Origin of the sequence: Pseudomonas sp. JQ170C, assembly GCF_035581345.1 — a bacterium.
Classification (GTDB): Bacteria; Pseudomonadota; Gammaproteobacteria; order Pseudomonadales; family Pseudomonadaceae; genus Aquipseudomonas.
Window position 1 is genome coordinate 2,709,417 of sequence record NZ_CP141608.1, and the last position, 17,333, is coordinate 2,726,749.

Here is a 17,333-nt window from a genome sequence, read left to right on the forward strand (position 1 = left end):
ATGGCATGTTTTCAAAAAACACCTACATACAGCGTCGGCAAGCGTTGCGCGAGCGATTGACGAATGGCCTCGTGTTGCTCCCAGGCAACCTCGATTCGCCAATCAACTTCGCTCATAACGTCTATCCCTTTCGCCAGGACAGCAGCTTTGCCTACTTTTTCGGCGTCAGCAGGCCAGGGCTCAATGCGGTCATCGACCTTGATGACGGAAGCGAAAGCGTTTTTGCTGATGAAGTCAGTCTTGACGACAGCATCTGGGTGGGCAATGGAGTCTCCCTGGCCCAGCACTGTGCGGCGGCTGGTTGTAACACGCTGCAACCGTCGGCCCACTTGCAGGCGGTTGTCGTCAAGGCACTCAAACAAGGGCGCAACGTTCATTACCTGCCGCCTTATCGTGCTGAAACCACTGTATTGCTGGCTCGGTTGCTTGGGCTTTCGCCGGACAAGGTTGCCGAGTACGCATCCCCAAGGTTGATCGCTGCGGTGGTTGGGCTGCGTGAAATCAAGGACGCCGGTGAAATCGAGCAGATTGATCGTGCCCTGGTGGTGGCCAATGAAATGCATCTGGCCGCAATGAGAGCGACCCGCCCAGGGGTTTTGGAACGTGATGTCGTTGCGGCAATGCGTGAAGTGCTGGGACATCACGGCTTGCAGGAAGCCTATCAACCCGTGTTCACCCGCCGTGGCGAGATTCTGCATAACCTTGAGTACGGCAACCGCCTGCAGGCGGGCGACCTGGTGGTGAACGATGCGGGGGCATCCAGCGTGCTGGGTTATGCCAGCGATGTAACCCGCACGCTGCCGGTGAGTGGGCGGTTCCTCCCGCACCAGCGCGAGCTGTATGGACTGCTGGTGCGGGTCCAGGAAGATGCCATCGCGACGATGCGCCCGGGGGTTGCATTTGCAGAGGTGCACCGGTTGGCAGCGCTGCGCATGGTCGAGGGCATGACCGAGCTGGGGTTCTTCAAGGGTGATGCTGCGCAGGTGGTGGAGTCGGGCGCTTACGCCCTGTGCTTCCCCCATGGCCTGGGGCATCAACTGGGATTGGATGTCCATGACATGGAAGCCTTGGGCGAAGACTGCGTGGGCTACGACAAGGAGGTTTCGCGCAGCAGTCTCTTCGGCCTGTGCAACCTGCGTATGGGCAAGCGCTTGCAGGCGGGCATGGTGCTGACGGTGGAACCCGGGATCTACTTCATCCCGGGCTTGATTGAGCAGTGGCAGGCAGAAAAGCGTCATTCAGGACTGATCTGTTTTGAACAGTTCAAGGCCTATTGCGGTTTTGGTGGCATGCGCGTCGAGGACGTGGTCACGGTCGGTGCAAGCTCGGCCAAGGTGCTGGGGCCGCAAACACCCAAACAGGCGGACGATATCGAAGCTGCCATGTCGTAAGTGAAGGCGGCCGGGCACGGCCGCCCATTACAAGAACAACAACAAGAGAAGAAGTGATGAGACTTTGCAATTTGTCGTGCTTAGGCGCGCTGGCTCCGCTCGGCCTGACGTTTAGCCTGATTACTCCGGTGTACGCCGATCAATTCATCGGTTTCGCCCAGCCAGGTGTTCCCGGCTCGTGGGCGCTCGAGTCATTTCCGGTGATAAATCGCACAGCCGAAGGCGATCTGCGCGCGTCCTCCAACACCGTGCTGGCTTACTTCACCGAAACCGGGTTGACCGGCACGCAACGGGACCAGTGGGAATTCTGGGTAGGCGCCATACCCGGCTACACCGATACCGACGCCGGTGGTGGCAAGAGTGGTTGGGACATTGCCGCCCCCAATATCGGCATCGAGTACTACTACAACGTCGTAGAGCCGTCTGCACCTTGGGGGTCGCCGGATTATGTGACGTTCTGGACCAGTCCGACCCTGATGATCGAGTTCCCTAACGGTAACCATGACACCGAGGGCTACGGTGCCGGCTACAACCGTTACGCCTACAGCTTGAGCATTGCCAACTATTTGCAGGTCGGAAAGTTCGGCGTCACCTTCACGCCGGTCGGCATCTACTACGCAGAGAAAAACCGTAACGCCATGGACTTCGGTGAGGGCGACCCTAAACACCTGCGCGGTGGGGTGAGCCTATGGGTGGCCGATATCGCTGCGGGCTACCTGGTCACCGACAATCTGTGGCTTGGCGTGCACCATGTCTACAACATCAACAACCGCTCGGCCTCGGATTTTGAAGAGTCGCGAGAAGGCAAGGTTGGCCCTTCCATGACTTACACCGGCTGGGCCAAACAGGGGGTTTTTGTCTCGGCCAACCTGAACTTCGATTACTACCACACCGACAACTTGCCGTACTCCAACTCACTGACCATGGCATTGGTCAAGAGCTTCTAGCCTCTGAAGGAATCTATCAAATGAGCAAATTCTTGACCTCCGCCGAGCCGCAGGATGTCCCGGTTTCCGTGCGCTGGCTGAACCCCATCGGTAATGCCACGTTCGATGAACCCATTGCGCAGTTGCTGCGCTCGATCAAACAGCCGTCCACCCAGGTCGAGGTGATCTCCTTGGAGATGCACCCCAGCCCGACACACTTGGAGTATCGCAGTTACGAAGCGTTGATCTATGAGCGCAGCGTGCGTATTGCCAGAGACTGTGCCGAGCACAACGTCGACGCCCTGGTGCTGGGCTGTTTCTACGATCCGGTCCTCGATGACGCTCGCGAGATCTCAGGCCAAACCGTTGTTGTCGGCCCGTGCCAGGCGAGCCTGCAGGTGGCGGCCAATCTGGCTAATCGCTACTCGATCATCGTCGGGCGCAACAAGTGGATCGAGCAGATGAGTGCACGCGTTCGGGCCTGTGGCGCTGGTGACCGGCTGGCTTCGATGCGCCCGCTGGGGATGGGCGTCGATGAGTTCCAGCGTGACCACGCGCTGACTCGTCGGCGCATTATCGAGCAGGCCAGGCGCGCGGTCGAAGAGGACGGTGCCGAAGCCATCATCCTGGGGTGCACCATCGAGTTTGGCTTCTTCGAGCAGGTGCAAGCAGAGATTGGCGTTCCGGTCATCGATCCGGTGGTGGCAGCGTTCAAGGTCGCTGAGTCGCTGGCTGGGATGAAACGCCGATTTGGTTGGGCGCCGAGCCGGGTGGGTAGCTGTGAGCCGCCGCCGGAAGCCGAGATTGAAGCGTTCGGTTTGTTCCAAAGCCCCGTGCCCATCGGCAACCGCGTCAAGGCCTGACCCACTACCGTGTGCAGAGCCTGGCCAGTTGTCGGCTCTGCCACTTTTTAGGATGACCGTTCATGAGCCAACTATTGTCAGCCATTGCTAAAGAAGCCACCGCCACACCCGACCGCGACCCGCAACGGGGGATGTCCGTTGGCCAGGTGTTCGAGAATTTCCCGTTGACCCGGGAACACCTGAAAAGCTGTCTGGGATTGTTCTTTGTGTTCGCCATCGAAGCCTGGGAGATGATGATCATCGTCTATACAGCCCCTTTGATTGGCAAGGATTTTCAACTTCACTCACTGGCGATCGGCAACCTGATCGGGGCTATTTTTGTCGGCATGCTTATTGGCTCGCTGGTATGGGGCAAGCTGTCCGAGCGGCTCGGGCGCAAGCGCTCGATTATCTTGAGTATGGTGGTGTATGGCGCCATTTCGCTGCTGAGTGCCTTCGCACCCAATTACCCGGTGTTCTATCTGCTGCGCCTGCTCAGTGGGGTCGCGGCCGTCGGTATGCTGGTGGTGACCTTTGCACATTTTGAAGAGCTGTTGCCCGTGAAAGTGCGCGGTGCCTGTACGGTGTATCTGGCCTCGGGCTGGCCGATTGGAGTGCTGCTGGCACTGGGCGCGACCGTGTGGCTGATGCCGTTGGGCTGGCGCACCATTATTGCCGTCAGTTCGTTGGGCAGCCTTTGGGCCATTGCTGTCGCCTATTGGGTACCGGAGTCGCCCTACTGGCTGGCATCGGTTGGCCGTCAGTCCGAGGCGCGCGCGGTCATCGCCCGGCTGAGTCGGGGGGCGGTCCAGCTACCCAAGGGGTATGAGCTGCTGGTTGAAAAAACATTGCGGGGCACCCATCGCGAAATATTTTCTGCGGGAATGGGCAAAATCAGCCTGCTGCAGATCGCGGTCAACTTCACTTTTTCCTGGGGTTATTGGGGGCTGCAGACGTGGTTGCCGACATTGCTTCAGCAGCGCGGTTTGAGTTTGCCGCAAAGCTATGGGTTCATCGCCTTCTCGGCGTTGTGCATGATCCCTGGCTACATGGTGGCGTCGTACCTCACCAGCCGTCTGGGGCGCAAACAGGTCGTGGTGTCTTTCATCGGCGCGGCGGTACTGGCGGGGTACGGCTTCGCCAACGCGCAAACGCTGGAAATGCTCTATCTCAGTAATTTTGCCCTGGCGTTTTTCAGCATGGGTGCCTGGGGGGTGTGGGACACCTGGGTCGGTGAACTGTATCCCACGCGCTTGCGCCTGCTGGGCTACAGCTGGGCAGTGTTCTCTCAGCGGGTGGCTAACATTCTGGCGCCGAGTCTGATCGGGGTGCTGGTGGCCCTCGGTACCTCATTCAACATGACCACCACTCTGATCAACGGTTTCATGCTGGCGAGTGTATTGCTGGCGCTGTTGATACCCGAGACCGAGGGTGAGCGGTTGCATTGATGTCGCAGTGAGCACGTCCACGGGTCGCTGCCCACGGCAGCGACACTTCAGACTCAAGGAGAAATGCATGTCTGCAGTAGGTACCTGGGTAAACGAATACGGCTCGATCATGACCCTAGTGATTGAAGACAATAGATTAAGGGGCGTGTACCAATCGTCGACTGGCTCAGTCGGTACTTATGAAGTGTTCGGTGTGCAGGCCATAGAGGCCGCGACATCATTACAGGGGCAGCCATTGGCATTGGCTATTTCCTGGCATGCATTCGATGAGGCACTCGCTGACCCAAGCTGGCATTGGAGTTCTGGCTTGTGCGGCCAGATCAGTTATCAAGATGGCCAGGAAGTTATGGTATTGGCGCACGCTCTGGTGGCTTCAAGCGATCTTCCGAGGGTGGCAGGCGCGGGGACCTACCTCGATAAACTGACGTACAAACGAGTGCCGGCCCAAGTCGTCGATCTGGAACTCAATCGCTACCGCGAAGTTGCGGAAAATCCCCTGGCGGGTAGGTGGTTGGCTGCTGACGGCAGTCTCACGTTGCGAGTGGACGCGGTTCGCGACAGTAGGCTTGGCTTTGTTTCGGGCAGCATTGTTTCGCAATCCGGCACTCATGAAATCAGCGGTTTCACCGATTTGCATGCGTCAGCTGTCGACCTCCCACTGCAGTCCGTTACCTTGGTCGCCGCTACCGCAGCATCGCAAGTGATCGCTCTGTCGGGCACGCTCGATACGTTGACAGGCCGCCTCAGTGTGTTGGAAATGACCAGCGCACCCACTGCACCCAGTACTACGTATTGCCAGACTCAGGTGGCATCGACGGTTTATAACCGGCATACCGCTGACTGACGCATCCAACGTTCGCGCGATGCCAATCAGTGAATCTAAAGCCCGCTTCACTGAAGCCCAGGCTGCTGAAAATCGAAAGCGTTACGCAGGGTCGCAATAACGTGATCAACGGAGGGGCCTTGTACCAGGGGCGGTACAGGGCGCTCACAAAACTCCCGCCACACAAACAGCGTCAGTTCCGCGCCATCTGTTTGCGGCCGTGCACTGTCGATCGAGCCGAAGTTTTGCAGCAGCCGGTACCTTTCGTCTGCCCAGAACAAGGCTTCTACCCAGGCATACACCGGAATGAAATGGAAGTGAATGGAGTAACCGGCATCATGCCCATAGCGGCCGATGTACAAGCGTTTGGGTTGTAGGTGATCTTCGATGGCTTTCTGGACTCGCGCCTGCAACACACCCAACTCCGCTTGCGCTTCGGTCGGTAGCGCGGCCAGGGAGTTGGTCATCTGCTTGGCACTGAGCATTAAGTAGCCCGGCAATGCACTGTTTATGCGGTGATTGAGAACCCAATACCTGGATTCATGGATGATGAAGCGAGAGGGTATGTCCATGGGGCGGCCTTGAGTGGTTCCGGCGCAGGGTAGCATTGCGATGGCTCGATATCCGCTTTTGGTCGATTTCTGTCCCTCAAAAGGAGCCGGAAAAATTAACGGACAGGGCCGCATCGGCGGCCCAGGCCTATTGCTGCGGCACGACCTAAAAGATCAACGGCCACAGCTGACATGTACTGTCGACGCACGGACGGCAAACACTCTTTGCATCACTGCTCTGACGCGTGTGAAGCCACATGCACAACCAACCTGGCCAATAGCTCATCGCAACGCTGCAACTGCTCGATCGTGACAAACTCGTCCGGCTTGTGTCCTTGATCCATACTGCCTGGCCCACAGACAACGGTCGGGATGCCCACCTGATCGAAGAGCCCTCCCTCAGTACCGAAGGCCACCGTTGAAAACTCACTGGATCCACTGAGCTCAGCGATCAATCGCGCCGCTGAACTGTCCGCCGAGGTGACTAGCCCCGGATAGCTGGACAGTGGCTCGAATTCGACGCCTGTGTCTGCAACGACGCTGCGCATTCTCGGCACCAGTTCGCACGCTGCAAACTGTTTCAGTTCGTCGGCCACCGTTTGTGCATCAAAACCGGGTAGTGCACGGATCTCGAAATCGAAGCGACACTCTGCCGGCACAATATTCAATGCTCTACCACCTGTAATGACGCCGGTCTGCACCGTCGAATAAGGCGGGTCAAAACGCTCGTCGCGTACCTGGGTCAGACGCGTGCCAATATCACCCAGGCGTCCGATCAGTTTTGCAGCGTACTCGATCGCGTTTACTCCGTACGGCGCATAAGCCGAATGACAGGCGGCCCCTCGAACCTGGCAGCGCATCGCCAGCTTACCCTTGTGGCCAAGCACTGGCCGAAGCTCCGTGGGCTCACCGATCAGACACAGACGCGGCTTTACAGGGCGGCTGGCCAATCGCGATAACAAAGAGTGAACACCGAGGCAACCGACCTCTTCATCATAAGAAAACGCCAGATGCACGGGCGTTTGTAACGGCTGGGCCAACAGCGTTGGAACTGCTGCCAATACACAGGCAATGAAGCCCTTCATATCGGCCGTTCCGCGACCATAGAGCCGGCCTTCGCGCTCTGTGAGTCGAAACGGGTCAACCGACCATGCCTGTCCATCGACCGGCACCACATCGGTATGGCCCGACAGCACGATGCCGCTGCGTTCAAGTGGCCCGATACTCGCGAGCAGATTCGCTTTGCTACCTTCCTGGTTATGCAGCAGCTCACTGTCGACGCCCAGTGCGCTCAGGTAGTCGCGAATGAAGTGAATCAACTCAAGGTTCGAGTCTCGGCTGACCGTGGGGAACGCTACCAGTTTCTCCAGCAGTGCGCGGCTGGACATTTGACTCATCGCTCGTACTCCCTAGCCAATCGACTCGTGTTCATTGTTGGTTTGCCAGAGACGGTAGAGCGCCGCGAAGGGATCTTCGGCCCAATCTACCCGCAGGTCGATCAGGGGCGCGCACTGAGCACTGACGATTTTCAACGCGGCGGACCGCTCTGCGTCCACCTCGCCACCCGCTTTTCTGGCGGCATCCAGGGCCGCCAACAGGCGATCGCCCAACACGCCCGGCGCATTCTCGAAGGCCTGGATCATTGTTGACAGTACACCCGCCTGTACCAGGCGATTTCCAGCGACGACACACTGAACGCCACGCCGTACACCCTGTTCTCCTTGAACCTGGTCGCCGCTGAACATGGCCGTGGCACCCTTGGCATCGATGACGATGATCTGTCGGTACTGGCTCCAGCCGTTCGCCTCAAGCACGTCATCCATCGCCTTGGACGGCAGGGTGCTGGCTGAAAGCAGATTCAGGATCTGAGCGCCCAGGGCCGGCAGGCTCGCATGCTGAGTCACCACCGCGCCCACATCTGCCCGTAACCACAGGCAGCGGGCACCGACTGCAATGGTCGAGGCGCTGATTGCGATACCCAACTGGCCAGTGTCCGGACAACGCCCGGCAATCGAGAACGCCATGATGGTTACAGAGGCCGTGCTACCAGCGAGCAGAAGCTGCGCTGGGAATACGCAACGGCGCTGCCGTCTGTGCTCGAGGCACGCTGTACACGTCCTACAAACACGGTATGCGTTCCCAGTTCGTGCTGTTGTTCCACAACACAATCGAAGCTTGCCAGGGCGTCTTCGAGCACTGGCGCGCCCGTGGCTTCATTGACCCAGCTTGCGCAACTGAAGCGATCACCGTTTTCAACCTTCACCTGGCCCGCAAAGACCTGAGCGACCTGCTGTTGATGCTCACCAATGATGTTGACTGAAAAGCAGCGATTCTGATGGATGGCAACGTTCGCCAGGTTGTTGCGATTGACACACACCAGCAGCAATGGAGGTTCGGCAGACACAGAGCACATGGCACTGACTGTCACGCCGAAACGGCCAGCCGTGCCGTCGGTGGCAATCACGGTCACGCCCGTGGCGCATCTGCCCATGGCAGCAATGAAGTCTTGAGTGGACAGCGTCGGTTCAGTGATAGGGGCCTTGCTCGCAGTCATGCTCATCGGGGCGATCCTCTTGTTTTGGTGAAGGTGAGCCCATTCTGAGAGTGCGGATCGTGCAGGCGAAAGCAGTTAATTTTTGGGCCAAGGCAAGAAAATAACGTGCGCCGGGCAGGCCTGTTTTTCTCTTGGTCAGGCCAAGAAATAAGCGAATTTCGCAGAGACCAAGCCTGTGAGCAGAATGCGGCCGTTCCTCAACAACAAACACTAGGAGCGAGCATGATCAGAACAGGTGACCAATATCGCGAGTCGATCCGAGACGATCGCGAGGTCTATATCAACGGCGAACGTGTCAAGGACGTACCTTCTCACCCGGCATTCAAGCCGCTGGTGGACGTCCGGGCACGGATCTATGACATGCAGCACGATGCGGCGACCCGCAATGTCATGAGCTATCAGGACGACCAGGGGGAAACCCACTCGGTTGGCCTGAAGTTGCCTCATACCCAACAAGACTGGTGGGACAAGCGCAACGCCACCGATGCTGTGCTCAACGATATCGGTGGCGTGGTTACCCGCGTTGGAGACGAAACCGTCGGTGAGATGTGGTCGCTGTATGACGGCCAGGATGTGATGAACGAGGTCAACCCACAGTTCGCCTCGAACATCGTCCGGCACATCGACAAAGTGCTCTACGCTGACCCCTTCCACGTTTCAGCGAACACCGACCCGAAAGGCGACCGCTCCAAGCGCCCGCAGGATCAGGACCCGGACATGCTCTTGCATGTGGTCAAGGAAACCGATGCCGGCATTATCGTTCGCGGTGCGAAGTATGAAACGGCTGCGGCCTATGCCAACCAGGCGTTCACCAAGCCGACGATTGCCAACTGGGGCAATGCCGAGATGTCGAACTATGCGGTCGGCTTCATCTGCGACCTCGGCTCGCCGAACCTGAAGTTCATCTGCCGTAGCGGCTTCACTGGGCGTGGCAGCAGCGACGACTATCCGCTGGCCAACCGCTTCGATGAAGTGGATGCCCTGGTGATCTTCGACAACGTGCTGATCCCGTGGGAAAACGTGCTGTTCTACCAGAACACCAAGGCCGCTTCCTTCATTCGCTCGACCCTTCACCGCTACAGTGCGTTCGCGTTCGTTCAGCGCAACCTGAAAGTGGCGGACATGCTGATCGGCGCCGCACTGTTCAACGCTCGCCAGACCGGTCTGGAACACCAGCAAGCCGTTCAGGAAAAACTGGCGCAGTTGGCCTGTTACCGCGAGGGGATCAACGCTCACCTCACCGCATCCATCGCCCTGGCTGAAAAGAGCCCGGGTGGCCTGCTGATGCCTAACCAGTCGCTGTTGTACACCGGTCGTGTGTTGGCAACATCGCAGTTGCACAACATGACTCATATCGCCCGTGAACTGTGCGGCGGACAGATCTGCGTCACCCCGGATGCTGCAACCTTCGCTCACCCGGAAGCCGGCAAGTGGCTGGACAAGTACTACACCATCAACGAGGACTGGGTGGCGGAGGATCGGCGCAAATTGCTGGCATTTGCCCGTGATCTGATGAACTCCGACTACGCCGGCCACCGACTGACCTTCCAGCTGTTCGCTCAATCGCCACCTTTCGCTCACCTGGCGGCGGTGTACCGCAACTTCGACTGGGATGGTCCGCTGGACTTTGTGCGCAAATCGGCCGGTTTGTCCGATCGTGTCATGGGTAGCAAGCCGGTTGCACCAAAGCCGCAGGCTGCACCGGCACGTCCGGCCGTGGTGTCGTGATCGACAGCTGCAAAGGCTAACCACTGCGCCTCCGGCGTCAGGCAACTTCGCAAGACAGGTGAAGCGGCATGGAAATCTTCTTCGATAAAGCGGCCACCCGACGGTACCAGTCATGGGGCGACAAGGCGGGCCTGGCCTGCGATCTGCTGGTATTGCCGCAAGGCTCGCCACCGGGGCACTACGACTTGCGCGTCGGCGCCGCGAGCATCGACAGGATTGCCAGCGACTTCACCCGTTACCCCGGTTACCTGCGCCGGCATGCGGTGGTGCGTGGCCACAGCGCATTCGCCTGTGCTGCACCCTTCAGGCGGACAGCGCTTGGCCATCGAGGCTCGGTGTTTGAGTTCGATGGCACAGCGGCGTTGCAGTGCACGCTGCAAACGCCGTCGGCCTTTGCCCTGAACATCATTCATCGACCTGGAACCCGAGTGACGGATGAACTTCTCGACCTGCCGTCCTCAGGCTTCTCTTGCGCCGCACCGCTTGCCGGTGGGCTACGGATCGAGCTGTTTTTCCTGTTGGCTTGCAGCGCACAAGTGCGCATCGAAGGCCAGGAGCAGCCATCAGAACTGCTCGAGCATGACGCGATGTTCCTGCTGTTGCCAGCCAGTGAGCCAACCCCCGCAGTCCGTTTTGCCAACTCGGTAGCCGGCCAGGTTTATCACGCCACTATCAGCCTTTCGTCGTCAGCCGAGTACAACAACCATTCATATTCTGGAGCACCTCATGATTCACAAACGCCTGCGTCCGTTCAACACCCGCGAAACCTACCCGGAGCAGAAGCTCGACAACGACCTTTCCCAAGGTGTCGTTGCCAAAGGCACCATGGTCTTCCTGCGTGGCCAGGTCTCCCAGGACCTGGAAACCCGTGAATGTCTGCACATCGGTGACCCGATCGCCCAGACCGAGAAGACCATGCAGAACATCAAGATGCTGCTGGAGGAAGCGGGCAGTCATCTCGACCACATCTGCCGGATCGTTGTCTACGTCACCGATATCCGCTATCGCGAAGCGGTGTACCAGACGATGGGTAAATGGCTGAAAGGTGTTCACCCTTGCTCCACCGGGCTGGTGGTTGACGCCTTCGCCCGCCCTGAGTGGTTGGTGGAGATAGAAGTCACCGCCGTCATTCCGGCTTGAACCATCCACTACGAGGGACATAAAAAATGACCTTTTCAATAGCGGGGCGGTGCGAGCGAACTGGCATGGTCGGTGTGGCGGTCACGACGTCCTCCATCTGCGTAGGCGCACGTTGCCCATGGGCCAGTGCCGGCGTTGGGGCGGTATCCACCCAGAACGTCACCTTGCCATCCCTGGGCCCCCTGATCCTTGCGCGTCTTGAAGCAGGCGACAGTGCCAGTCAGGCCCTGGACAAGGTGCTCGCCGAGCATGGTCACACCCAGTATCGGCAAGTCACCGTCATTGATGCCAACGGCAATACCGCGAACTTCTCGGGTAGCAAAACCTTGGGCACCCATGCGGTAGCACAAGGGCTGGACTGCGTTGCGGCGGGCAACTTGCTCAAGGCCCGTTCTTTGCCGCAGACCATGGTGCAGACCTTTGAAGAAAATGCACACCTGCACTTGGCAGAACGCTTGCTTCTTGCGTTGGAATCAGGCTTTTACCAAGCCGGTGGCGAGGAGGGCCCGGTGCATTCGGCTTCGTTGATGGTCGCGGACGAACATCCTTGGCCGCTGGTCGATCTACGGGTGGACTGGAATGAAGACGACCCTTTGCGTGAGTTACGCCAGCTTTGGCAACGCTATGAGGGAGAGATGCAAGCCTACGTCACGCGTGCCATCAACCCGGCCTCTGCGCCAAGTTATGGCGTGCCGGGTGACGAGTGACAGGCTGGAGCACCATCAAAAGAGTTGATGTAGGGAAACGTCAAAATCGCCAGCGCGTCCGATCTTGAGCTGCAACGCGCTGGCCGCCTAACTGCCTCAGAAGACAAGAGTGGCTGGGTATTCCCAGGCCACCCTCAGACCCGATAACAACGATATAAGAGGTTGTCGCATGAGTTTCAATCGCGTGGATCGATCAATATTTGGCGTCTCACTTGGCCTCATTGTGCTGGTGAGTTTTCCCTTGGCACTCTATCCGAAGGAAGGAGAATCCTTCGTCAAAGCAGTCTTTGCCTTTGTCAGCAATACCTTTGGCAGCCTTTATCTTATCGGCGGCCTGGCGACTGTCCTGTTCCTCATGTGGATCTCGTTCAGCCGTTTTGGCAACATCCGCCTCGGCAAGGGAGCCCCCGAGTTCTCAGCCTTCAGTTGGACTTCCATGGTGTTCTCTGCCGGTATCGGGACTGGCGTGCTGTACTGGGGCGCAGTGGAGTGGGCTTACCATATCCAGTCGCCGCCGATGGGGCTGACACCTCGCTCCAATTCGGCCATCGAGATGGCCGGTGCCTATGGCATTTTCCACTGGGGCATCACCGGTTGGGCGTTCTTTGCACTGGCCACCTTGCCGATTGCTTACTGCTACTACCTGCGCAAACGCTATGTATACCGAATCAGCGAGGCATGCCGGGGACTGCTGGGTGACTGGGTCGACGGGCCGGTGGGTAAAGCCATCGACATCTTCTTCGTACTCGGGCTTCTGGCCGCAGCCGGCACTTCGCTGGGGCTTGGCACACCGCTGATCGCCGCCTGCATGCACCACCTGTTCGGCTTTGAGCGGGGTATCGGCCTGAACATCGCGATCATTTCCGTCGTGACCGCGCTGTTCGCATGGAGTGTCTGCTATCGACTGGACCGCGGAATCAAGAAATCTTCGGATTGGAGCGTGATCCTGGCGCTGTTGCTCCTGGCCTACGTCTTTGTCGTCGGGCCTACCCAATTCATCATGGACATGTCGGTGACGAGCGCTGGGCTGATGATGCAGGAATTCCTGCGCATGAGTACCTGGGCCGACCCCGTTGGGCATAGCGGCTTCCCACAGTCCTGGACAGTGTTCTACTGGGCCTGGTGGCTTGTGTTGGCGCCCGCGCTTGGGCTGTTTGTCACGCGCATTTCCCGCGGACGCACGCTGCGCCAGGTGATTCTGGGCATGCTGTTCTATGGAAGCTCGGGTTGTGCGTTGTTCTACATGATTCTGGGTAACTACGCGCTGAACCTGGAATTGACCGGTGCCCTCAATGTGACTGGCCTGATCAAGGAAGTCGGTGCCGAGCAAGCCATCGTCCAGGTCATCGCCACACTGCCAGGCGGCAAATGGGTCGTCGCGGCGTTTGCGATCGTTGCGGTGATCTTCCTGGCCACACTGTTCAACTCCAAGTCCTACATCCTGGCCTCGGCCACCATCGACAGGCTGGTCGAGGGCGAAGAGCCACCTCGGTCGCAACGCCTGATCTGGGCGGTGGCGCTGTCGTTGCTGCCGATAGCCTTGATGGTGGTTGGAGGGTTGGAGTCACTGCAGATCGCCGCGACGGTGGGGGCGTTGCCGATCCTGTTCATCCTGCTGATCATGACACTGTCCTTCGTGCGCCAGTTACGCATGGACGAGGAGCAACTGAAGCAGTTCGACTATGCCTCCATCGGCCTTGAGGACGAGCAGTACACGCCACCTCCTGAAGTCGCCTCCATCGCTCGCACCGAGGCCGTTTGAACATCAAGGCGCAGTGACCGAAGTCACTGCGCCTTGAGACTTTCCTGAAGGCCGCCGTTCAGACACTCATGACAGTAATCGACGAACAGTTGCGCCGGTTTGGTCAGTTGAGAGCGTTTTGGCCAGGCGGCGGCGAGCGTTGGGCAATCCACCGTCTCGGCAATTGCCACGGCAGTGACGGGTTTGCCGTCATAGGTAGTGTCGGAAAAGGGTCTTGTAACCAGCAGGGTAAAGCCGAACCCGTGCCCCACCATACCTCGCACCATCTCAATGGAGGGTGAGCTGAAGGCAATGTTTGGAAGCAGCCCAAGCCTATCGAACAGACTGACGAAATAGGTCGAGCTGGGCTGGATGTCCAGCAGGATCATGGGCTCATGAACGAGGTCGCGCAACGAGACACGGGGCTGACAGGCAAAGCGGTGATTGGCGGGCAGCAGAGCATAGGGGAGTTGGCCCGTCAGCAGTGGCGTGGACTCGATGGTCGTGTCCAGGTCCCAGTCATACAGTATCGCCAGGTCATAGCTGCCTGCGGTGAGGCCGCGCATCAACTCCTGCTGTTCTCCATCGCGTAGGCGAATCGTGACGCCTGGATAGCGTTCGCGGAAACCGGCAATGAGTCGCGGCATGAACAGCGGCGCGATGCTCTCGAAGCAACCAACATCCACGGTGCCGGCCACCACATCGTTTTCCGCCAGAGCGTTCTGCTCGAACTCATATGCCATGCGCAGCAACTGTTCGGCCTTGCGATGGAAACGCGCGCCTGAAGGGGTAAGCGCCAGGCCTTGGGCGTGGTGGCGAATGAACAACTGGACATTGAACGCTTCCTCCAGTCCCTTGATGGCGCTTGAGATGGAGGGCTGGGTTATGTACAGCTTGCGGGAGGCTTCGGCAACGCTTCCACAGTCGACTGTGCTCACGAAATACTTAAGTTGTCGCAAGGTATAGGAGGCCACTGCTGTCACTCTTGTTATGGTGATGGGGACGTCGAGCTGTTATGTGCCCACGTCGCCATGCCACCTTAACCCGGAAACTGCATCGCCCCCATTGTGCAAGGCCTGTATTTTCAAAAGTGCTAGCCAACTTTTTTCGATAAGCAGAGTCACTTCGCCGAACGGTAACTTATTTGTTTTTGTGATTTTCCGCGGCGCTCACTCAAAGGCTATCGGGATCCCCGAAAAACATCTGAATCCTGGACCGCAACCACCTCTCCCCAGGGTCGTTGTCCTGCGACCCCCGCCAGGCCATGTGCAGCTCGAAGCTCTGCACCTCAAGCGGCGGATCTTCAGCGCGCAAGCCGCCCGCTGCAGTCAGCGCCTCGGCGGTGTAGTCGGGCACCGTGGCGAGGATGTCGGTGCCCGACAGCAAGCTGCCCAGGCCGTTGAACTGGGGGACCGCCAGCACCACATGACGCTTGCGCCCGAGCTTTTCCAGGATCTCGTCCATGAAACCGCCCAGGTCGCCGGCAAACGACACCAGGGCGTGAGGCCGGGCGCAGAAGTCATCCAGGCTCAGGCTCCCCGGCATGCTATCGGCACGCAGGACCTTGGGCTTGCTGCGTCGCAGTACCTTGCGCTTGGCGTTGGCAGGCAGGTCGCTGGTCCAGCTGACGCCGACCGAAATCTCGCCACTGGCCAGCAGCGCCGGCATCAGCAGGTAGTTGACCCGACGCACCACCAGGACGATGCCCGGGGCTTCGGCGCGCACGCGCTTGAGCAACTGCGGCAGCAGGGCGAACTCGGCATCGTCCGATAGGCCGATGCGGAACACGGCGGTACTCGTGGCAGGATCGAAGTCGGCGGCGCGGCTGACGGCGGTGGAGATCGAGTCCAGCGCCGGTGACAGCAGGGCGAAGATTTCCACCGCCCGCGCCGAAGGCTCCATGCTGCGGCCGGTGCGTACGAACAGGGGGTCGTCGAAGAGGTTGCGCAAGCGCGACAGCGCGGCGCTGATGGCGGGCTGGCCGAGGAACAGTTTTTCCGCGGCGCGGGTCACGCTGCGCTCGTGCATCAGGGTCTCGAAGACGATCAGCAGGTTCAGGTCGACGCGACGCAAGTCATTACGGTTCATCGGCTCGGCTTCACTGGACGGTTGGGGCAGGGGTGAATCTTACGGGGAAAGGCTGCTACCCTGCACCGCATAATTTGATGCGAGCGGCATTACCCTCAATCAATGACAGGCATGTTGACTATTAATGGCCACTGATGGTCTAACCGTAAAAGCCCGGATAGAGTTCAGGGTAATAGAGTTTCACTAGGCGAGGTTTGCGATGTCCCGCATGATCCGTTTCCACAAGTTCGGCCCGGCCGAGGTGCTCAAGATCGAAGAGCAGGCCGAGCCGCAGCCGGCTGCCGGCGAGGTCCAGATCCGCGTCCAGGCCATTGGTATCAGCTGGTATGACGTGCTCTGGCGCCAGAACCTGGCACCGTCCCAGGCGCGTTTGCCGGCCGGCATGGGTCATGAGATGGCAGGTGTGGTCACGGCAGTGGGCGAGGGCGTCGAGGACCTGGTGGTGGGCGACAAGGTCGCCAGTTTTCCGGCCTGCAGTGCCAATGACCACCCGGTATACGGTGAAGTCATCGTCTTGCCGCGCAATGCCGTGACCTGCTACCCCGAGGTACTCACCCCAATCGAAGCCAGCGTGCATTACACGCCGTTGCTGATTGCCTATTTTGCCTTTGTCGACCTGGCCCGGGCCAAGGCCGGGCAGACCGCCCTGGTGACCGACGCCAGCCATTGTGCCGGGCCGGCCTTCGTGCAGATGGGCAAGGCGCTGGGCCTGAAGGTGTTCGCCGCGACCAAGGAGGCCGACGAGCGCGAGTACCTGCTGTCGCTGGGTGCCGACAAAGTCATCGTCACCGAGGAGCAGGATCTGCTCATGCAGGTCAACAAGTACACCGACAACCGGGGTGTCGACATGGTCCTCGATGGCCTGGGCGGCCCGCAGATGTCGCTGCTCGGCGATGTCCTGGCGCCGCGCGGCAGCCTGGTGCTGTATGGCCTGCAGGGCGGCAATCAGACGCCATTCCCGGCCTGCGCCGCGTTCCAGAAGAATATCCAGTTTTTCGTGCACTGCATCGGCAACTTTACCGGCAAGCCGGAACTGGGCATCAGTCAGGACCAGGTCGCCTTGCACCGGGCGCTGCGCGATATCAACCAGTTCACCGCTGACAAACTGCTGACGCCTCAGATCATCAAGGTGTATCCGTTCGAGCGTGTGGTCGAGGCGCATCGGTATATGGATGAGTGTCCTTGTGGTGGCCGTCTGGTACTTGATCTGGCCAGCAGTTGAACCTGACGCCAGGCACCTGCCAAAAAAGGATCTTCACGGTTTCACGGTTTCACGGGTTTGATGTTGTTTGTGGCTTTGTGGCTTTGTGGCTTTGTGGCTTTGTGGCTTTGTGGCTTTGTGGCTTTGTGGCTTGTGGCTTGTGGCTTTTGTGAGCTTATCCATTGGCCAAGGC

General features: G+C 59.1%; 16 protein-coding genes and 1 pseudogene. 11 read left to right on the forward strand and 6 right to left on the reverse strand.

Going from position 1 to position 17,333, the window contains the following annotated elements:
- Positions 1-5 precede the first annotated feature (5 nt).
- From U9R80_RS27315 to U9R80_RS12545, 5 genes are all read left to right on the forward strand, one after another.
- Positions 6-1,391 carry an aminopeptidase P family protein gene (locus U9R80_RS27315; RefSeq protein WP_367619277.1) on the forward strand — a complete coding sequence of 462 codons (1,386 nt, stop codon included), beginning with the start codon at positions 6-8 and terminating at the stop codon, positions 1,389-1,391.
- 200 nt (positions 1,392-1,591) lie between these two features.
- Positions 1,592-2,338, forward strand: a complete 747-nt coding sequence (locus U9R80_RS12530) for a hypothetical protein (protein WP_301842320.1) — start codon at positions 1,592-1,594, stop codon at positions 2,336-2,338.
- 20 nt (positions 2,339-2,358) lie between these two features.
- Positions 2,359-3,180 (forward strand): aspartate/glutamate racemase family protein, encoded by an 822-nt coding sequence (locus U9R80_RS12535; protein ID WP_301842321.1) that lies wholly within the window; start codon positions 2,359-2,361, stop codon positions 3,178-3,180.
- 206 nt (positions 3,181-3,386) lie between these two features.
- Positions 3,387-4,607: an MFS transporter gene (locus U9R80_RS12540; RefSeq protein ID WP_324805078.1), complete on the forward strand. Its 1,221-nt coding sequence runs from the start codon at positions 3,387-3,389 to the stop codon at positions 4,605-4,607.
- Positions 4,608-4,674: 67 nt separating this feature from the next.
- Positions 4,675-5,451 (forward strand): avidin/streptavidin family protein, encoded by a 777-nt coding sequence (locus tag U9R80_RS12545; protein WP_301842322.1) that lies wholly within the window; start codon positions 4,675-4,677, stop codon positions 5,449-5,451.
- 47 nt (positions 5,452-5,498) lie between these two features.
- Here U9R80_RS12545 and U9R80_RS12550 read toward each other — a convergent pair whose 3' ends face one another.
- The 4 genes from U9R80_RS12550 to U9R80_RS12565 form a co-directional block, all read right to left on the reverse strand.
- A complete protein-coding gene (locus tag U9R80_RS12550) occupies positions 5,499-6,002 on the reverse strand; it encodes an HIT family protein (protein WP_301842323.1) in 504 nt (167 codons plus the stop codon).
- Positions 6,003-6,211: 209 nt separating this feature from the next.
- Entirely contained in the window at positions 6,212-7,378 is a 1,167-nt protein-coding gene (gene argE / locus U9R80_RS12555) for an acetylornithine deacetylase (protein WP_301842324.1), read from the reverse strand.
- Positions 7,379-7,390: 12 nt separating this feature from the next.
- The gene (locus U9R80_RS12560) at positions 7,391-8,005 is read right to left on the reverse strand and encodes a DUF1028 domain-containing protein (RefSeq protein ID WP_301842325.1); all 615 of its coding nucleotides are present in this window, start codon (positions 8,003-8,005) and stop codon (positions 7,391-7,393) included.
- A 5-nt stretch (positions 8,006-8,010) separates the two neighbouring features.
- Positions 8,011-8,541 (reverse strand): flavin reductase family protein, encoded by a 531-nt coding sequence (locus U9R80_RS12565; protein WP_301842326.1) that lies wholly within the window; start codon positions 8,539-8,541, stop codon positions 8,011-8,013.
- 216 nt (positions 8,542-8,757) lie between these two features.
- Between U9R80_RS12565 and U9R80_RS12570 the strand changes: the two genes are divergently transcribed.
- From U9R80_RS12570 to U9R80_RS12585, 5 genes and pseudogenes are all read left to right on the forward strand, one after another.
- A complete protein-coding gene (locus tag U9R80_RS12570; RefSeq protein WP_301842327.1) occupies positions 8,758-10,263 on the forward strand; it encodes a 4-hydroxyphenylacetate 3-hydroxylase family protein in 1,506 nt (501 codons plus the stop codon).
- A gap of 68 nt (positions 10,264-10,331) precedes the next feature.
- Positions 10,332-10,802: pseudogene (locus U9R80_RS27320) on the forward strand (HutD family protein); the annotation flags it as partial.
- Between the two features lie 187 nt (positions 10,803-10,989).
- Complete coding sequence (locus U9R80_RS12575) at positions 10,990-11,403, forward strand: RidA family protein (RefSeq protein ID WP_301842328.1); 414 nt, start codon at positions 10,990-10,992, stop codon at positions 11,401-11,403.
- Between the two features lie 26 nt (positions 11,404-11,429).
- Complete coding sequence (locus U9R80_RS12580) at positions 11,430-12,110, forward strand: DUF1028 domain-containing protein (protein WP_301842329.1); 681 nt, start codon at positions 11,430-11,432, stop codon at positions 12,108-12,110.
- Between the two features lie 169 nt (positions 12,111-12,279).
- Positions 12,280-13,872, forward strand: a complete 1,593-nt coding sequence (locus tag U9R80_RS12585; protein WP_301842330.1) for a BCCT family transporter — start codon at positions 12,280-12,282, stop codon at positions 13,870-13,872.
- 23 nt (positions 13,873-13,895) lie between these two features.
- Here the strand turns inward: U9R80_RS12585 and U9R80_RS12590 are convergent, their stop codons facing one another.
- Together U9R80_RS12590 and U9R80_RS12595 are read right to left on the reverse strand one after the other, a co-directional pair.
- Positions 13,896-14,825, reverse strand: coding sequence for a LysR substrate-binding domain-containing protein (locus tag U9R80_RS12590; RefSeq protein ID WP_301842331.1), 930 nt, complete (start codon positions 14,823-14,825; stop codon positions 13,896-13,898).
- A gap of 199 nt (positions 14,826-15,024) precedes the next feature.
- A complete protein-coding gene (locus tag U9R80_RS12595) occupies positions 15,025-15,939 on the reverse strand; it encodes a LysR family transcriptional regulator (protein ID WP_301842332.1) in 915 nt (304 codons plus the stop codon).
- Positions 15,940-16,138: 199 nt separating this feature from the next.
- On the opposite strand from U9R80_RS12595, the gene U9R80_RS12600 reads away from it, so the two are divergent.
- The gene (locus U9R80_RS12600) at positions 16,139-17,161 is read left to right on the forward strand and encodes a zinc-dependent alcohol dehydrogenase family protein (RefSeq protein ID WP_301842333.1); all 1,023 of its coding nucleotides are present in this window, start codon (positions 16,139-16,141) and stop codon (positions 17,159-17,161) included.
- The last annotated feature ends 172 nt before the right edge of the window (positions 17,162-17,333 follow it).

What these genes read in the sequence shown, in the direction of transcription:
- U9R80_RS27315 (WP_367619277.1), top strand. Translation starts at nt 6, where the DNA reads ATGTTTTCAAAAAACACCTACATACAGCGTCGGCAAGCGTTGCGCGAG.
- U9R80_RS12535 (WP_301842321.1), top strand. Translation starts at nt 2,359, where the DNA reads ATGAGCAAATTCTTGACCTCCGCCGAGCCGCAGGATGTCCCGGTTTCC.
- U9R80_RS12545 (WP_301842322.1), top strand. Translation starts at nt 4,675, where the DNA reads ATGTCTGCAGTAGGTACCTGGGTAAACGAATACGGCTCGATCATGACC.
- U9R80_RS12550 (WP_301842323.1), bottom strand. Translation starts at nt 6,002, where the DNA reads ATGGACATACCCTCTCGCTTCATCATCCATGAATCCAGGTATTGGGTT.
- argE (WP_301842324.1), bottom strand. Translation starts at nt 7,378, where the DNA reads ATGAGTCAAATGTCCAGCCGCGCACTGCTGGAGAAACTGGTAGCGTTC.
- U9R80_RS12560 (WP_301842325.1), bottom strand. Translation starts at nt 8,005, where the DNA reads ATGGCGTTCTCGATTGCCGGGCGTTGTCCGGACACTGGCCAGTTGGGT.
- U9R80_RS12565 (WP_301842326.1), bottom strand. Translation starts at nt 8,541, where the DNA reads ATGAGCATGACTGCGAGCAAGGCCCCTATCACTGAACCGACGCTGTCC.
- U9R80_RS12570 (WP_301842327.1), top strand. Translation starts at nt 8,758, where the DNA reads ATGATCAGAACAGGTGACCAATATCGCGAGTCGATCCGAGACGATCGC.
- U9R80_RS12575 (WP_301842328.1), top strand. Translation starts at nt 10,990, where the DNA reads ATGATTCACAAACGCCTGCGTCCGTTCAACACCCGCGAAACCTACCCG.
- U9R80_RS12580 (WP_301842329.1), top strand. Translation starts at nt 11,430, where the DNA reads ATGACCTTTTCAATAGCGGGGCGGTGCGAGCGAACTGGCATGGTCGGT.
- U9R80_RS12585 (WP_301842330.1), top strand. Translation starts at nt 12,280, where the DNA reads ATGAGTTTCAATCGCGTGGATCGATCAATATTTGGCGTCTCACTTGGC.
- U9R80_RS12595 (WP_301842332.1), bottom strand. Translation starts at nt 15,939, where the DNA reads ATGAACCGTAATGACTTGCGTCGCGTCGACCTGAACCTGCTGATCGTC.
- U9R80_RS12600 (WP_301842333.1), top strand. Translation starts at nt 16,139, where the DNA reads ATGTCCCGCATGATCCGTTTCCACAAGTTCGGCCCGGCCGAGGTGCTC.